We start from the raw sequence: 14,607 nt of genomic DNA, 5'->3' as shown, positions 1-14,607 counted from the left end.
GGGGGAAGCCGATGTCGGCGACGTTGTCCCCTCAACACCATCTTCCTCGTCCAACGCCCCGGAGCCGACGCCAACCCGGACGTCGTACGGGTCCGCGACCGCCTCCAACACGCGGCCCGGCTCTGGTAGTTCGCCATCTCGGCCACCCGCTCCTCGGGTTGGGCGGGGCAGGCTCTAACGTGGGCCGCGTGACTGCCTTTACCGATGACACCGCCGAAGACATTCCCGGCCGCTACGGTCCGTCCGCCACCACTGAGGCCGAACCTCGCGAGGTGGGCCGGGTGCGGACGGAGTACTCGCCCGCGCACGACGGCGACCCCGATCCCGGCGAGATCGTCTGGACGTGGGTGCCGTTCGAGGAGAACGACGGGCGGGGCAAGGACCGTCCGGTGCTCGTCGTCGCCCGCGAGGACGCCGGCACCCTGCTCGCCGTCCAGTTGTCGAGCAAGCGGCACGACGGGGACCGCGAGTGGGTGCCGATCGGGCGCGGGCCGTGGGACCAGTCGGGGCGGGACTCTTGGGTGGATGTGGACCGGGTCCTGCGGCTGCACGAGGACGGGATGCGGCGGGAGGCCTGTGCGCTGGATCGGATGCGGTTCAATTCGGTGGTGCGCCGGCTGCAGGAGCGGTACGGCTGGCGTTGAGGGCCCCTGGGTCCTCAAACGGGGCGGGTCACCGGCCTCCGGAGCTCGGATGCGAACGCCTGCTCGAAGGAGCCTCGCGTCGCCTGGTCCCTCGTACGGTCCAGGACTCCGAACGCCACATGATCGAACGCACCTTCGAAGCGGCCCTTGACCAGCAGGCCGTGGAACGCCCCCGCCACCTGCGCCGGATCGTTCTGGAAGACGCCGCAGCCCCACGCGCCCAGCACCAGCCGGCGGTAGCCGTGGGCCGCGGCGGTCTCCAGGACACGCTCGGCACGGACGGCCAGGGCGCGTCGCAGTTCCGGCGCGCGCCCCGGGGCCGTACGCCGGACGACTCCGGCGTTGGGGGCCGCGGCGGTCAGGAATCCGACCGTGTACGGCTCCTCGAGCAGACCTCCGCGGTCGTCGCGGAAGACGGGCACGGCGGGTGAGTGGATGACACGGTCCGTGTAGAACGGATCCCGGTGGGCGCGGTGGTGGTCGTAGAACTCCCGGACCCGCAGCAGACACGTGTACAGCGCGGAGGCCCGGCACAGGGCCTCCTCCTGGGCCTGGGCGCCGTTCAGGAAGCCGCCACCCGGGTTGCGCGCCGAGGAGAAGTTCAGGACGGCGACCGGATCCGCCGGGCGCCCCGCGCCCTCGCGCACGAGCCGTCGAGCGGCTTCCAGACTGCTCTCGCCCGTCACCTCGAACAGCGTGCTCTCTCGCGGTGCGCTCGCGGGACCGCCGGCCGGTGCCTCGACCGGTCCAGGACCGTACATCCGTGTTCCCGCCCGTGCGGCCTCGACCGCCGCGGCGATCGACACCGCGCGTCCGTCGGACGCGCGGTACCCGCCCGCCGCGACGATCTCCTCCGTGTGCTGCGCGAGCGCACGCAGGCGCGCGCTCATGGCGCGACCCCCGTGCGCGCCACGAGGACGCCCCTCGCGATCTCCTCCGTAGCTTCCCCCGTCATTTCCCCCGCCGTTTCCCCCGTCGTGCTCATGAACGCATCGTGAGCGATGCTGGTCCTACGGCGCAACGGAATTTCCCAGCCTCGTAAACACCGGCTCGCGGCCCGGCAAACAGCGCCTCCGGGACCCGCGGGCGACGATTTGCACCCTTGCGCGAACCGCCTAGAGGGTCTTGGGTGGGACGAGCGATGCCGGTCCGGCACCACAGACGTCGGGCCGGCGGCATGGTGGAATCTCAGGAGGATCCCGACATGTCCGATTCGGTGAGTGACTGTACGGAGCGCCGCTCCGCCGTCACCGAGGCCGAGGTGGAGGCGCTGGTCCGAGGCATCTGCTTCAAGACCGGACCGCCTCGTACCCTCGGTGTCGAAGTGGAATTGCTCGTCCACGAGCTGCGACAGCCGCAGCTCCCGGCATCACCCGAACGACTCCAAGCGGCCTACGCCGCACTGCGGACCCTGCCCCTGCGTTCGGCGCTCACCGTCGAACCCGGCGGACAGCTGGAGCTGAGCTCCCTTCCCGCCGCCTCCCTGATGGAGTGCATCGGGTCCGTCTCGGCCGACCTCGACGCGGTACGCGCGGTACTGCGCGAGGCGGATCTCGGCCTCAGCGGGTACGGCCACGACCCCTGGAACCCCCCGAGCCGCTATCTTCATGAGCCGCGCTACGACGCCATGGAGCGGTACCTCGACCGGGCGGGCCCGGAGGGGCGGGCCATGATGTGCTCCTCCGCCTCGGTCCAGGTGTGTCTGGACGCCGGCTACGAGGAGCCGGGCCCGCTCGGGCACGGGCGCCGCTGGTGGCTGGCGCACCAGTTGGGCGCGGTCCTGGTGGCCGCGTTCGCGCACTCGCCGGTGGCCCGCGGCCGCTACACGGGCTGGCGCTCCACACGGCAGTCCCTGTGGGCGGCCATGGACCCGGGACGGTCCGCCGCGCCCCCGCTCGGCGGCGATCCGCGCGCCGCCTGGGCCCGGCACGTCCTGGACGCGCCGGTGATGTGCGTCCGCGCGCCGGACGGCCCCTGGGACGTACCCGAGGGCCTGACCTTCCGGGCGTGGACCCGGTCCGAGAATCCGCCCGACCGGGCGGATCTCGACTACCACCTGACGACGCTGTTCCCGCCGGTCCGCCCACGCGGCCATCTGGAACTGCGCATGATCGACGCACAGCCCGGCGACGACGGGTGGATCGTGCCGCTGGCGGTGACGGCGGCGCTGTTCGACGACCCGGAGGCGGCGGAGATCGCCTACCGAACCGTCAAGCCCCTCGCCGAGCGCGCCGATTCGCGGCCCGCTCCGTGCAACCCGCTGTGGAACGACGCCGCGCGACACGGCCTGACCGACCCCGAGTTGCGCGAGGCCGCCGTCATCTGTTTCGCGGCTGCCGCCGAGGCGTTGCCGCGGCTGGGCGCCACCGCCGAGGTGCGGGAGGCCGTCGCGGAGTTCACGGACCGCTATGTGACCCGGGGCCGCTGCCCCGCGGACGATCTGCTGAGCCGCTTCCACAGCCAGTCCCACAGCCAGTCCCATGGCCAGGCCCATGACCAGGCCGATGGTCATCACGGCCGATCCCACGGTCAGCTCGACGGGAAGGACATCCGCACATGACCGCCCCCGCATCACCCACGGACCCGGAGTCGCTCCGGGAGCGCGCGCTCGACGCGCTGACCGCGGCCCGCGACCGCACGGCGCTCCTGACCTCCTGCGTGGAGGAGCCCGAACTGACCGCACAGCACTCGCCGTTGATGTCCCCACTGGTCTGGGACCTCGCCCACATCGGCAACCAGGAGGAGCTGTGGCTGCTGCGCGCGGTCGCCGGGCGGGACGCGATGCGCCCCGAGATAGACGGGCTGTACGACGCGTTCGAGCATCCGCGCGCCGAACGGCCCTCGCTGCCGCTGCTGCCGCCCGCCGAGGCCCGTCAGTACGCCGCAGAGGTGCGCGGACGGGCGCTGGACGTCCTGGGGAGCACTGCGTTCCGGGGCACGCCGCTGACCGAGGCGGGCTTCGCGTTCGGCATGATCGCGCAGCATGAACAGCAGCACGACGAGACGATGCTGATCACCCATCAGCTCCGCAAGGGGCCCGCCGCCCTCACGGCACCGGACCCCGCTCCCGCGCCGCCGTTCACGGGACCCGCCGAAGTCCTGGTCCCCGGCGGCCCGTTCACGATGGGCACGTCCACCGAACCGTGGGCCCTGGACAACGAGCGCCCCGCCCACCGACGCGAGGTCCCGCCCTTCTTCATCGACACCACTCCGGTGACGAACGCCGCGTACCAGGCCTTCATCGAGGACGGCGGCTACGACACCGAACGCTGGTGGACCCCGGAGGGCTGGTCCCACACCCGCTCGCACGGCATCGAGGCGCCGCTGTTCTGGCGACACGAGGGCGGACAGTGGCTGCGGCGCCGCTTCGGCGTCACCGAGGTCGTACCGCCCGACGAACCCGTGCTGCACGTCAGCTGGTACGAGGCCGACGCGTACGCCCGCTGGGCGGGGCGCCGGCTGCCCACCGAGGCCGAGTGGGAGAAGGCGGCCCGTCACGACCCGACGGCCGACCGCTCCACGCGCTACCCGTGGGGCGACGCCGACCCCACCCCCGAGCACGCCAACCTCGGCCAGCGCCATCTGCGCCCGGCTCCGGCGGGCAGCTATCCGGCGGGGGCGTCACCGCTCGGTGTAAGGCAGTTGATCGGTGACGTGTGGGAGTGGACGTCGAGCGACCTGTCCCCGTATCCCGGGTTCGCGGCGTTCCCGTACAAGGAGTACTCGGAGGTGTTCTTCGGACCGGAGTACAAGGTGCTGCGCGGTGGCTCGTTCGCCGTGGACCCGGTGGCCTGCCGGGGGACGTTCCGCAACTGGGACTACCCGATCCGGCGGCAGATCTTCTCCGGGTTCCGCACGGCCCGCGACGGGAGCCTCTGATGTGCCGTCATCTGGCCTACCTGGGACCACCGGAGCCGCTCGGCCGACTCCTCGTGGAACCGCCGCACAGTCTGTTCCGGCAGTCGTGGGCGCCACGCCGGCAGCGGCATGGGACGGTCAACGCCGATGGTTTCGGGGTGGGTTGGTACGCCGAAGGGGATCCGGTGCCCGCGCGCTACCGGCGCCCCGGACCGATCTGGGGCGACCAGTCGTTCGCGGACCTGGCCCGGGTCGTACGGAGCACGGCGCTTCTCGGCGCCGTACGGGACGCCACCGTGGCGGGAGCGGACGGGGAGGCCGCGGCGGCGCCGTTCGCCGCGGACCGCTGGCTGTTCAGCCACAACGGCGCCGTACGGGGCTGGCCTGGCTCCCTCGCCCCGCTGGTGCCGGGCCTGCCCCCGGCCGCACTGCTGTCCCTGGAGGCCCGCTGCGACTCGGCGCTCGTCTGGGCGCTGCTCCTGCACCGGCTGCGCGCCGGTGACAACGAGGGCCAGGCGCTGGCCGACACCGTCCTGGAGGTCGCCGAGGCGGCCCCCGGGTCCCGGCTGAACCTGCTGCTCACCAACGGCGACACGATCACCGCGACGGCCTGGGGCGACACCCTCTGGTACCTCGCCGAGCCCGGCCGTCGCACCGTCGTGGCGTCCGAGCCGTACGACGACGACCCGCACTGGCACGAGGTGCCGGACCGCACGCTGCTCGCGGCCAGCCGCACCGACGTCCTGCTCACCCCGCTCAAGGACCCGCACGCGCAGGAAGGCGCGCACGACCCCTTGGCATCCGCACGCACCAAGGAGCCCAGCACGTGAGCCCGTTCCTTCTCACCCGCACCCTGCCCGAGGACGCCACGGACGCCGCGCTGCGCGCCGACGTCCTGCACGGCCTCACCCACACGCCCAAGACGCTGCCGCCGAAGTGGTTCTACGACGCCCACGGCAGCGAGCTCTTCGACCGGATCACCGAACTGCCCGAGTACTACCCCACCCGCGCCGAGCGCGAGATCCTGATCGCTCGGGCCCCCGAGATCGCCGCGACGACCGGAGCGCGCACCCTCGTCGAGCTGGGGTCCGGTTCGTCCGAGAAGACCCGCCATCTGCTCGACGCGCTGCCGGGGCTGCACACGTATGTGCCGGTCGACGTCAGCGAGAGCGCCCTCACCCAGGCCGGGCAGGCGCTGATCGCCGAGCATCCGGGGCTCGGCGTGCACGCGCTGATCGCCGACTTCACGGGCGGCCTCGCGCTCCCGGGCACGCCGGGGCCCCGGCTGGTCGCGTTCCTCGGCGGCACCATCGGCAATCTGCTGCCCGCCGAGCGTGCGACGTTCCTGGCGTCCGTACGGGCGCTGCTCTCCCCCGGCGACACGCTGCTGCTCGGTACGGACCTCGTCAAGGACGAGTCGGTGCTGGTCGCCGCGTACGACGACGCGGCGGGGGTGACGGCCGAGTTCAACAAGAACGTGCTGCACGTCGTCAACCGTGAACTCGGCGCGGATTTCGACCCCGACGCGTTCGCCCATGTCGCCCTCTGGGACGCCGGGCACGAGTGGATCGAGATGCGGCTGCGGTCACTGACCGAACAGACGGTGAAGATCCCCGCGCTCGACCTCGCGGTCGACTTCGCCGACGGCGAGGAACTGCGCACCGAGATCTCCGCGAAGTTCCACGAGGAGGGGGTACGTCGCGAACTCGCCGCCGCCGGGCTCGACCTGGCCCATTGGTGGACGGACCGGGAGGGCCGTTTCGCCCTGTCCCTGAGCGTGGTCCGCTGACACCCGCCCGGGTGAACCGCCGTCGAGGCCGACCACCCGGGTGAGGTCACCCGCGGTGCCCCGACATCTCGCGCACCGCCGCGCCGTGAGGCACCGTGGAATGACGCGTGGCACACCCGCCACGGCGGAGAGGAGCACCCGCATGTCCGACCACACGTACCGGGTCACCGAGATCGTCGGCACCTCCCACGAGGGCGTCGACAAGGCCATTCGCAACGGGATCGCCCGGGCCTCGCAGACCCTGCGCAACCTGGACTGGTTCGAGATCACCCAGGTCAGGGGGCAGATCGTGGACGGGGAGGTCGAGTACTACCAGGTCGGCCTGAAGGTCGGCTTCCGCTTGGAGGACGGCGCCTGAGCCCCGTCCGGCATCGGCATCGGCATTCGCCGCACGGTCCCTCCACGCCCGGGATGCCGATGCCTCCACAGCCCACCCTGTCCAGGGCCCCTCAGCGGGGCCCTGGACAGGGCCTTTCGGCCTCCAGGAAGGAGAACCCGACACGCCCCACCCCCCTGGGGCAACTCCCGAAGTCGACTCCCCCACCGGCCCAGGCATGATCCACACGACAGGCCCTACGTCCGCCCCTCCCTCTCCTGCGCGTCCTTCAGTGCCTCGGACGCCGTCGACCAACGCGCTCGGACGACCCTGAGGCCGACCCGTTCGGCCTCGTCGCAGACGAGTTCGTCGTCGTCGACGAGGACGTGGATCTCGCGGTCGCGGGCGAGCCGGCGGAGGACCTCCAGCTTGGTGCGGCGGGCGGGCCTGCGGTCGTCGTTGCGTCGCATCCAGATGCGCCCCTCGGGCAGACCCTGCGCGGCCAGCCACTCGACGGTGTCGCGGCGACAGCGCTCGGGACGGCCGGTCAGATAGACCACCTCGCACCCCTCCGCGCTCCGCAGCGCCAGAGCGACCCCTTCCGCGAGCGGCGGATCCTGCGGCGCGGCCGCGAAGAACCCGTCCCAGTCCCGTGGCTTGCGCTCCAGGAACCGCTGCCGGTGCGCGGTGTCCGCGAGCGTGCCGTCGAGGTCGAACACGGCGAGCGGTCTGCTGTTCTTCTCCGTCACGCGGACCACCCTAAGCAGGGCCGCTGGCGCCCGGCACACCACGGCACCCGACAGACCCTGTGAACCCGCGGGCCCCTCGCACCAACTTCCTTCACCACAAGCACTATTCACATCACCCGGCAAGCCCTTACCGTGATGCCTCGCACCGCAACTTGCACAGCATGTCGCACAACATTCGGTATTTCGAACGAGGGCAGGGCGGTGAAGGGACACCACCGCCAGGTTCTTCGGCATGCGGAGGTCTTCGTGAACCCCCCACTCGACAGACGTCACTTCCTCGCCGTCACCGGCACGTCCACGGCCGCCGTCACCCTGGCCGCGGCCGGCGGCACGGCCCACGCCTCGGCCGGAACCACCACCGCGGGAGCCCCGGTCACCTCGACCGCCCCCGACGCCGCCGCGCGCGTCAAGCCGTTCTCTCTCGGCTCGGTGACCCTCCTGGACAGCGCCTTCCGGGCCAACCAGCGGCGCAACTCCGCCTATCTGCGCTTCGTGGACATCGACCGGCTGCTCCACACCTTCCGTACGAACGTCGGTCTGCCCAGCACCGCCGAGCCGTGCGGTGGTTGGGAGGGCCCGAGTGTTGAGTTACGTGGCCATTCGACCGGCCATCTGCTCTCGGGCCTCGCCCTCGCCTACGCCGACACCGGGGAGAGGGCCCTGCGCGACAAGGGTCACCGGCTCGTCGCGGCACTCGCCGAATGCCAGGCCGTCTCGCCCGCCGCGGGCTTCGGCGCAGGCTATCTGTCCGCGTTCCCGGAGAGCTTCTTCGACCGCCTCGAAGCCGGGACCGGCGTATGGGCGCCGTACTACACGATCCACAAGATCATGGCCGGGCTGGTCGAGCAGCACCGGCTGACCGGCAGCGCACAGGCCCTAGACGTCGTGCTGCGCCAGGCCGAGTGGGTCGACCGGCGCACCGAGCCGCTGTCGTACCAGCGGATGCAGCGGGTGCTGGAGACGGAGTTCGGCGGCATGAACGACGTGCTCGCCGACCTCCACGCTCTCACCGGCGACGCCAAGTGGCTCGATGTCGCCGAACGCTTCACGCACGCCCGTGTCTTCGACCCGCTGGCCAGGAACGAGGACAAGCTCGCGGGGCTGCACGCCAACACCCAGATCCCCAAGATGGTCGGCGCCCTGCGGCTGTGGGAGGAGGGCCTGCCCGACCGCTACCGCGCGATCGCCGAGAACTTCTGGCAGATCGTCACCGACCACCACACCTACGTGATCGGCGGGAACAGCAACGGCGAAGGTTTTCACGAACCGGACGTCATCGCGGGCCAGTTGTCCAACAACACCTGCGAGAACTGCAACAGCTACAACATGCTGAAGCTGACCCGGGTGCTGCACTTCCACGCACCCCGGCGCACCGATCTGCTCGACTACTACGAGCGCACCCTGTTCAACCAGATGCTCGGTGAGCAGGACCCTGACTCCGCGCACGGCTTCAACATCTACTACACGGGCCTGGGCCCCGGCGCCTTCAAGCAGCAGCCGTCCTTCATGGGCACCGACCCGGACGCGTACTCGACCGACTACGACAACTTCTCCTGCGACCACGGCACCGGCATGGAGACGCAGGCGAAGTTCGCCGACACCGTCTACTCGCACGACCGGAACCGGCTGCTGGTGAATCTCTTCATCCCCTCGCAGGTCAACTGGCGGGAACGGAACGTCACTTGGCGTCAGACCACCTTTTTCCCCGACCGGTCGTCGACCGTGCTCTCCGTCACCGCCGGACGGGCCGCGCACCAGCTCCTCGTCCGCATCCCGTCCTGGGCCACGGACGCCCGCGCGAAACTCAACGGCCGTACCCTGCCCGACCGTCCGGAGCCCGGCAGCTGGCTCACGCTCGACCGGGAGTGGCGCGCCGGGGACCGGGTCGAGGTGTCACTGCCCATGCGCACGGTCATCGAGCCCACGCCCGACGACCCCGACGTCCAGGCGGTTCTGCACGGGCCGGTGGTGCTGGCGGGGGCGTACGGGGAGCGGGCGACGCCGTGGCTGCCACGCCTGGACACGGGATCCGTACGCCAGGAATCGCGGGATCCGCTGCGGTTCACCGCCCGTGCCGATGGCGAGGACATCTCGCTGCTGCCGATCTCCCGGGTGCACCACCAGCACTACTCCGTGTACTGGCAGACCGGCGAACCACCGCCCCCACCAACGGAGTTCGCCGCCTGGCACCACTTCGACGAGGCCTCCGGGACCACGGCCGCCGACGCCACCGGGAACGGCAGGACGGCCCAGCTCGTCGGCGGTGCCACCTGGACGGCCGCCGGCGTCAGCGGTGCAGCGGTGGCGCTCGACGGCACGGACGGACACGTCCACCTGGCCGACGACCTCCTCGCGGGCGCCGCCGCCTACACGCTGGCCACCTGGGTACGGCTGGACGGCCGGCCCGGTGTGTGGAGCCGGGTGTTCGACCTCGGTACCGGTGTCACGGCCAACATGTTCCTGACCCCGCTCAGCGGTGACGGCACCCTCCGCTACGCCATCACCGCCGGGGGCGCGGGCGCCGAGCAGCGCATCGACGCCGCGCCGTTGCCCACCGACCGCTGGGTGCACGTGGCGGTGTCCTACGGCGGCGGGACCGCCGTTCTGTACGTGGACGGCCAGGAAGCCGGCCGGAACACCCAAGTCACCGTGGAACCGCGCTACTTCGGCAACCACATCCGAGCCGGGTACCTCGGCAGGTCGCAGTACGCCGACCCCTACCTGAGGGGCGCCGTCGACGACTTCCGTGTGTACGGCAAGACCCTCACGGCCGAGGAGGTCGCCGCTCTGGCCCAGGCCTGATCCCAACAACAGGCCCCAGGCGTCGGCACCTCGACGTGTGCGCAGGACGGGTGGGGACGCGGAGCCGCCGCGTCGCCCACCCGGATCAACAGAAACAAGGAGAGCCGCAGACAATGCTCACCCCCGACCGGAACGCGTCCTCGACGCCGCTCGACCCGTCCCGCCGCAGTCTGCTGCGCGCGATGGTCGCGATTCCCGCAACCGCACTCGTGCTGGGCGAACTGCCCGGCCTGCTCGGTTCGGCCGCCGCGGCGGCCCCCGCGCACGGCTCGGCCACCCGCTACACCATCGTGCCGTTCCTCAACAGCGACGACGGCACCGTCAACATCTACCAGTCCGACGACGCCACCGACTTCCGGCTGGTCAAGTCCTCTGCCTACACCCCGCCCAGCAACCGCATCCGCGACGCCAGCGTGTTCAAGCACACCGACGACTACTACTACCTCACCTACACCACGCACACCTGGCAGGACGTCAGCACCACCATCGGCTTCGCCCGCAGCTCTGACCGGGCCAACTGGACCTTCCTTTACGACTACACGGTCCCCATCACGAATCTGTCCCGCGCGTGGGCGCCCGAGTGGTTCGTCGACAGCGACGGCAGCGTGAACGTCATCGTGTCCTGCTCGACCACCGACGACGAGTGGATCTTCACACCGTATGCGATGAAGGCCTCTAACACCGCGCTCACCGCCTGGAGTTCACCCGTCGCCCTGTCCGGCATAGGCACCAACCACATCGACACGTTCATCGTGAAGATCGGCTCCACCTACCACGCGTTCCCGAAGAACGAGACGACGAAGTACATCGAGTACGCCACCGCCTCCAGCCTGACCGGTCCATACACCATCACCCGGACCGGCGACTGGGCCGGCTGGGGCGGCACCCGTGAGGGTCCCTCGGTGATCCAGCTCGACAACGGCGCCTGGCGGATCTTCTTCGACGGCTACGGTGACGGCAGTTACTACTACAGCGACAGCTACGACACCTTCGCGACCTGGACCGCCCCGAAGAAGCTGCCGGGCATCTCCGGCACGGCACGGCACTTCACCGTGATCAAGGAGACGGTGTCCGGCGGTGTCGACCTGGCCACGGGCGTGACCCGTTCCTTCCGGTCCGGCAACTACTCCACCCGCTACTGGCAGGAGCAGTCCGCGCTGCTCAACCTCCCCGTGGTCAGCAGCTCCAGCACCACCGCGGAGAAGCAGGCGTCCGCCTTCACCGTGGTGCCGGGTCTCGCCGACGCGAACGCCTACTCCTTCCGGGACGCGGCCGGGAACTACCTGCGCCACTGGGACTTCCGGGCCCGCTTCGACGCCAACGACGGGACGTCGACGTTCGCCAAGGACGCCACGTTCGTCATCCGCACCGGCACCCCCGACGGCGCCGTCCGCTTCGAGTCGTACAACTACCCGGGCTACTACCTGCGCCACTACAACTACCAGCTCCGCGTGGACGTGTCGGACGGCACCGACCTCTTCCGCCAGGACAGCTCCTTCGTACCCGTGACGGCCTGGGCCTGAGCGTCACAACCCCAGCCTCAGCCCCCAGCCTCAACCTCAGCCGAAGAAAAGAGGGAGAAGAACCCGATGACCGACAGCCCCGACCCCCTTCAACCGTCCCGCCGCACCGTACTGGGGGCGATGGCCGCCCTCACCGCCTCTTTCACGATCGGGGTCCCCTCCGCGCGCGCCGCGACCGGATCCGCGTACGTGATGGGCTACTTCACCGAGTCCCCGAACGGCCTCGGCGACGACTACGGCCTCCACCTGGCCGTCAGCACCGACTCGCTCCACTGGATGCCGCTGAACCAGAACAGCCCGGTCGTGACCCCGACCGGGGGCACCGGCGGTCTGCGCGACCCGTTCATCCTGCGCAAGCAGGACGGCACCTTCGTGGTGCTCGCCACCGACCTCAAAGGCACCGACTGGAGCCTGCAGAGCCAGTATGTCCACGTCTGGGACTCCGCCGACCTGCGCTCCTTCACCGGCTACCGGCGACTGAAGCTGCACGACATGGCCACGCACAGCTGGGCGCCGGAAGCGTACTGGGACGCGGGGCGCGGCCAGTACGGAATCATCTACTCGGCCGTCAACTCCAGCGGCCACAACGTCATCATGGTGAACTACACCAGCGACTTCGTGACCGCGTCGACGGCACAGGTCTTCTTCGACCCCGGCTACGACATCATCGACGGCGACCTGGCCGTGGGCGTCGGCGGGGTCAACTATCTCTACTTCAAGAAGGACGAGACGCTGGTCGGCGCCAAGTCGGCCTCCCTGGACCCGGGCAGCTTCACCGTGTTCAGCACGCCCGCCTCGCACGGCGGCACCGAGGCCCCGATCCTCGTCAAGTCCCAGACGTCGGGCGCCTGGTACCTCTGGGGAGACACCTACACCCCGAACGGCGTGTTCTACGCCTGGCAGTCCACCGACCTCGCCGCCGGCACCTGGACCGCGGTCGACCAGCGGCTCTACACCCAGCCGGTCAACTCCAAGCACGGCACCATCCAGCCGATCACCGGCACCGAGTACGACAACCTCGTGGCGGCGTACGGAAAGCCGAGCTGGAACCGCCTCAAGTCCTACAACTATCCGGACCGTTACGTCCGCCACGCGAACTACGTCGGCCGGATCGACGCCTACCCGTTCGACCCGTACACCGACGCGGAGTGGAAGCTCGTGCCGGGGATCGCCGACAGCTCCGGGGTGTCCTTCCAGTCCGTCAGCTATCCCACGCGGTATCTGCGGCACTACAACTACCAACTGCAGCTGGACGTCAACGACAGCACGACGTCGTTCGCGCAGGACGCCACGTTCTACCGGACCGCGGGCCTGGCCGACACCTCCTGGTCATCTTTCCGCTCCTTCAACTATCCGGACCGTCACATCCGCCACGCAAACTACGTCCTGCGCATCGATCCCATCTCCACCAGCACCGAGAAGGCCGACGCCACGTTCTCGGTCGGCTACTGACCCCCCTGCCTCTCCCCTCCCCAGTCCCCAGGAGACACCCCCATGTCACCTCTCCGAAGAATCCTCGCCACGCTGGCCGCGGCCACCGCGGCCCTCGGCGGACTCACGGCGACCGCTCCCACCGCGGCGGCCGCCGACTCGGGCACCTTCAGCGTGCTCAGCTACAACGTCGCGGGACTCCCCGAGAGCCTCTCCAGCGCCTCGACCCCGCGCGACACCAGCACCACGGCGATAGGCCAGCGGCTCGGTCCCTACGACATCGTCCACGTGGAGGAGGACTTCAACTACCACGCCTACCTCTACGCCGGCGATACCACGCACGCCTACCGCACGCCCACGAGCGGCGGTGCCGGAATCGGCAGCGGGCTCAACACCCTGTCGAAGATCTCCTACGACGCCGACGACTTCGAGCGCGTGCACTGGAACTCCTGCCAGATCGACTCGGGCGACTGCCTGACCCCCAAGGGCTTCACGTTCATGCGGGAGCGGCTGGCCGAGGGCGTCTACGTCGACTTCTACAACCTGCACACCAACGCGGGCACGAACGACGGCGACCTGGCCTCGCGGGCGGACAACCTCAACCAGCTCACGTCCTTCATCCAGAGCCACTCCAAGGGCAACGCCGTGGTGGTCATGGGTGACACCAACACCCGCTACACGCGCACCGGCGACACGATCGCCGAGTTCGGCGCGGCCAACGGGCTCACCGACGCCTGGGTCAAGCTCATCCGCGGCGGCACCCCGCCCGCCAAGGGCAGCGACGCGCTGGTCTGCGACCAGACCGGTGCCACCGTGCCCAACACCTGCGAGGTCGTGGACAAGATCCTCTACCGCGGCAGCAAGCTGGTCACGCTCGACGCCACGAGCTACAACAACGAGCACGCGAGCTTCCTGACCTCGGACGGGCTGATGCTCTCCGACCACGACCCGATCACCGCCAAGTTCACCTGGTCGCGCAACTCCGCCTTCCAGCTGAGCGACCAGTTCGGCGGCCCGCACGGGGACTACTTCACCGACATCGACAGCGTGCCGGCCGGGGCCAGGGCGACCACCCTCACCCTGCGCAGCGGCTCGCGTGTCGACCAGATGGGCCTGACGCTGAACAACGGCACGACGCTGGCCCACGGCGGCACGGGCGGCACCGCCTCGTCGCTCACGCTCGGCAGCAACGAGTACCTCACCTCGGCGCAGCTGTGCCAGGGCGTGAAGGACGGCAACACCCGGATCTTCTACGCCAAGTTCACCACCAACCTCGGCAACACCCTGGCGGGCGGTACGACGACCTCGGACTGCGTGACCCGCACGGTGCCGTCGGGTTGGCAGATCGCCGGGTTCCACGGCCGCACGGGCGACGAGGTCGACAAGATCGGCTTCCTCTACACCCAGCGCTGACCTGACATGACCGAGCCCGTGGTCCGCGGTGTGCGCACACCGCGGATCACGGGCTCACTCGCTCGACTCGCTCGACTCGCTC

Annotated in this window: 12 protein-coding genes and 1 pseudogene; 11 read left to right on the top strand and 2 right to left on the bottom strand. The window is 70.2% G+C overall.

Features of this window, described 5'->3' with window-relative positions:
• Positions 1–27: 27 nt before the first annotated feature.
• Positions 28–129: pseudogene (locus OG819_RS30620) on the top strand (LysR family transcriptional regulator); the annotation flags it as partial.
• Between the two features lie 59 nt (positions 130–188).
• Positions 189–644, top strand: a complete 456-nt coding sequence (locus tag OG819_RS30615) for a type II toxin-antitoxin system PemK/MazF family toxin (protein ID WP_266651818.1) — start codon at positions 189–191, stop codon at positions 642–644.
• A 14-nt stretch (positions 645–658) separates the two neighbouring features.
• Here the strand turns inward: OG819_RS30615 and OG819_RS30610 are convergent, their stop codons facing one another.
• Complete coding sequence (locus OG819_RS30610; RefSeq protein ID WP_266651816.1) at positions 659–1,534, bottom strand: TIGR02452 family protein; 876 nt, start codon at positions 1,532–1,534, stop codon at positions 659–661.
• Positions 1,535–1,848: 314 nt separating this feature from the next.
• Here OG819_RS30610 and egtA point away from each other — a divergent pair, with 314 nt between their 5' ends.
• From egtA to OG819_RS30585, 5 genes are all read left to right on the top strand, one after another.
• On the top strand, positions 1,849–3,204 hold the full coding sequence (gene egtA / locus OG819_RS30605; protein WP_266651814.1) for an ergothioneine biosynthesis glutamate--cysteine ligase EgtA: 1,356 nt from the start codon (positions 1,849–1,851) through the stop codon (positions 3,202–3,204).
• Positions 3,201–4,523 carry an ergothioneine biosynthesis protein EgtB gene (gene egtB / locus OG819_RS30600; RefSeq protein ID WP_266651812.1) on the top strand — a complete coding sequence of 441 codons (1,323 nt, stop codon included), beginning with the start codon at positions 3,201–3,203 and terminating at the stop codon, positions 4,521–4,523. Before egtA ends, egtB begins: the two co-directional genes overlap by 4 nt.
• The gene (egtC, locus tag OG819_RS30595) at positions 4,523–5,332 is read left to right on the top strand and encodes an ergothioneine biosynthesis protein EgtC (RefSeq protein ID WP_266622259.1); all 810 of its coding nucleotides are present in this window, start codon (positions 4,523–4,525) and stop codon (positions 5,330–5,332) included. Before egtB ends, egtC begins: the two co-directional genes overlap by 1 nt.
• Positions 5,329–6,291, top strand: coding sequence for an L-histidine N(alpha)-methyltransferase (gene egtD, locus OG819_RS30590; RefSeq protein ID WP_266622260.1), 963 nt, complete (start codon positions 5,329–5,331; stop codon positions 6,289–6,291). The genes egtC and egtD overlap by 4 nt, the downstream gene beginning before the upstream one ends.
• A 142-nt stretch (positions 6,292–6,433) precedes the next feature.
• Positions 6,434–6,649, top strand: coding sequence for a dodecin (locus OG819_RS30585; protein ID WP_266417584.1), 216 nt, complete (start codon positions 6,434–6,436; stop codon positions 6,647–6,649).
• A 215-nt stretch (positions 6,650–6,864) separates the two neighbouring features.
• Here the strand turns inward: OG819_RS30585 and OG819_RS30580 are convergent, their stop codons facing one another.
• A complete protein-coding gene (locus OG819_RS30580) occupies positions 6,865–7,356 on the bottom strand; it encodes an HAD family acid phosphatase (RefSeq protein WP_266651810.1) in 492 nt (163 codons plus the stop codon).
• A gap of 246 nt (positions 7,357–7,602) precedes the next feature.
• Here OG819_RS30580 and OG819_RS30575 point away from each other — a divergent pair, with 246 nt between their 5' ends.
• The 4 genes from OG819_RS30575 to OG819_RS30560 all read left to right on the top strand — a co-directional run bounded on the left by OG819_RS30575 (position 7,603) and on the right by OG819_RS30560 (position 14,525).
• Entirely contained in the window at positions 7,603–10,158 is a 2,556-nt protein-coding gene (locus OG819_RS30575) for a beta-L-arabinofuranosidase domain-containing protein (protein ID WP_266651808.1), read from the top strand.
• A 113-nt stretch (positions 10,159–10,271) separates the two neighbouring features.
• Positions 10,272–11,681 carry a glycoside hydrolase family 43 protein gene (locus tag OG819_RS30570; protein ID WP_266651806.1) on the top strand — a complete coding sequence of 470 codons (1,410 nt, stop codon included), beginning with the start codon at positions 10,272–10,274 and terminating at the stop codon, positions 11,679–11,681.
• Positions 11,682–11,747: 66 nt separating this feature from the next.
• Positions 11,748–13,133 (top strand): glycoside hydrolase family 43 protein, encoded by a 1,386-nt coding sequence (locus OG819_RS30565; protein ID WP_266651804.1) that lies wholly within the window; start codon positions 11,748–11,750, stop codon positions 13,131–13,133.
• A 42-nt stretch (positions 13,134–13,175) separates the two neighbouring features.
• Positions 13,176–14,525, top strand: coding sequence for a jacalin-like lectin (locus tag OG819_RS30560; RefSeq protein WP_266651802.1), 1,350 nt, complete (start codon positions 13,176–13,178; stop codon positions 14,523–14,525).
• The last annotated feature ends 82 nt before the right edge of the window (positions 14,526–14,607 follow it).

Source organism: Streptomyces sp. NBC_01549 (assembly GCF_026339955.1).
GTDB lineage: Bacteria > Actinomycetota > Actinomycetes > Streptomycetales > Streptomycetaceae > Streptomyces.
Note: the sequence above shows the minus strand (reverse complement) of the source record. Positions and strands in the feature narration are given on the sequence as shown.

What these genes read in the sequence shown, in the direction of transcription:
- OG819_RS30610 (WP_266651816.1), bottom strand. Translation starts at nt 1,534, where the DNA reads ATGAGCGCGCGCCTGCGTGCGCTCGCGCAGCACACGGAGGAGATCGTC.
- egtA (WP_266651814.1), top strand. Translation starts at nt 1,849, where the DNA reads ATGTCCGATTCGGTGAGTGACTGTACGGAGCGCCGCTCCGCCGTCACC.
- egtB (WP_266651812.1), top strand. Translation starts at nt 3,201, where the DNA reads ATGACCGCCCCCGCATCACCCACGGACCCGGAGTCGCTCCGGGAGCGC.
- egtC (WP_266622259.1), top strand. Translation starts at nt 4,523, where the DNA reads ATGTGCCGTCATCTGGCCTACCTGGGACCACCGGAGCCGCTCGGCCGA.
- OG819_RS30585 (WP_266417584.1), top strand. Translation starts at nt 6,434, where the DNA reads ATGTCCGACCACACGTACCGGGTCACCGAGATCGTCGGCACCTCCCAC.
- OG819_RS30570 (WP_266651806.1), top strand. Translation starts at nt 10,272, where the DNA reads ATGCTCACCCCCGACCGGAACGCGTCCTCGACGCCGCTCGACCCGTCC.
- OG819_RS30565 (WP_266651804.1), top strand. Translation starts at nt 11,748, where the DNA reads ATGACCGACAGCCCCGACCCCCTTCAACCGTCCCGCCGCACCGTACTG.
- OG819_RS30560 (WP_266651802.1), top strand. Translation starts at nt 13,176, where the DNA reads ATGTCACCTCTCCGAAGAATCCTCGCCACGCTGGCCGCGGCCACCGCG.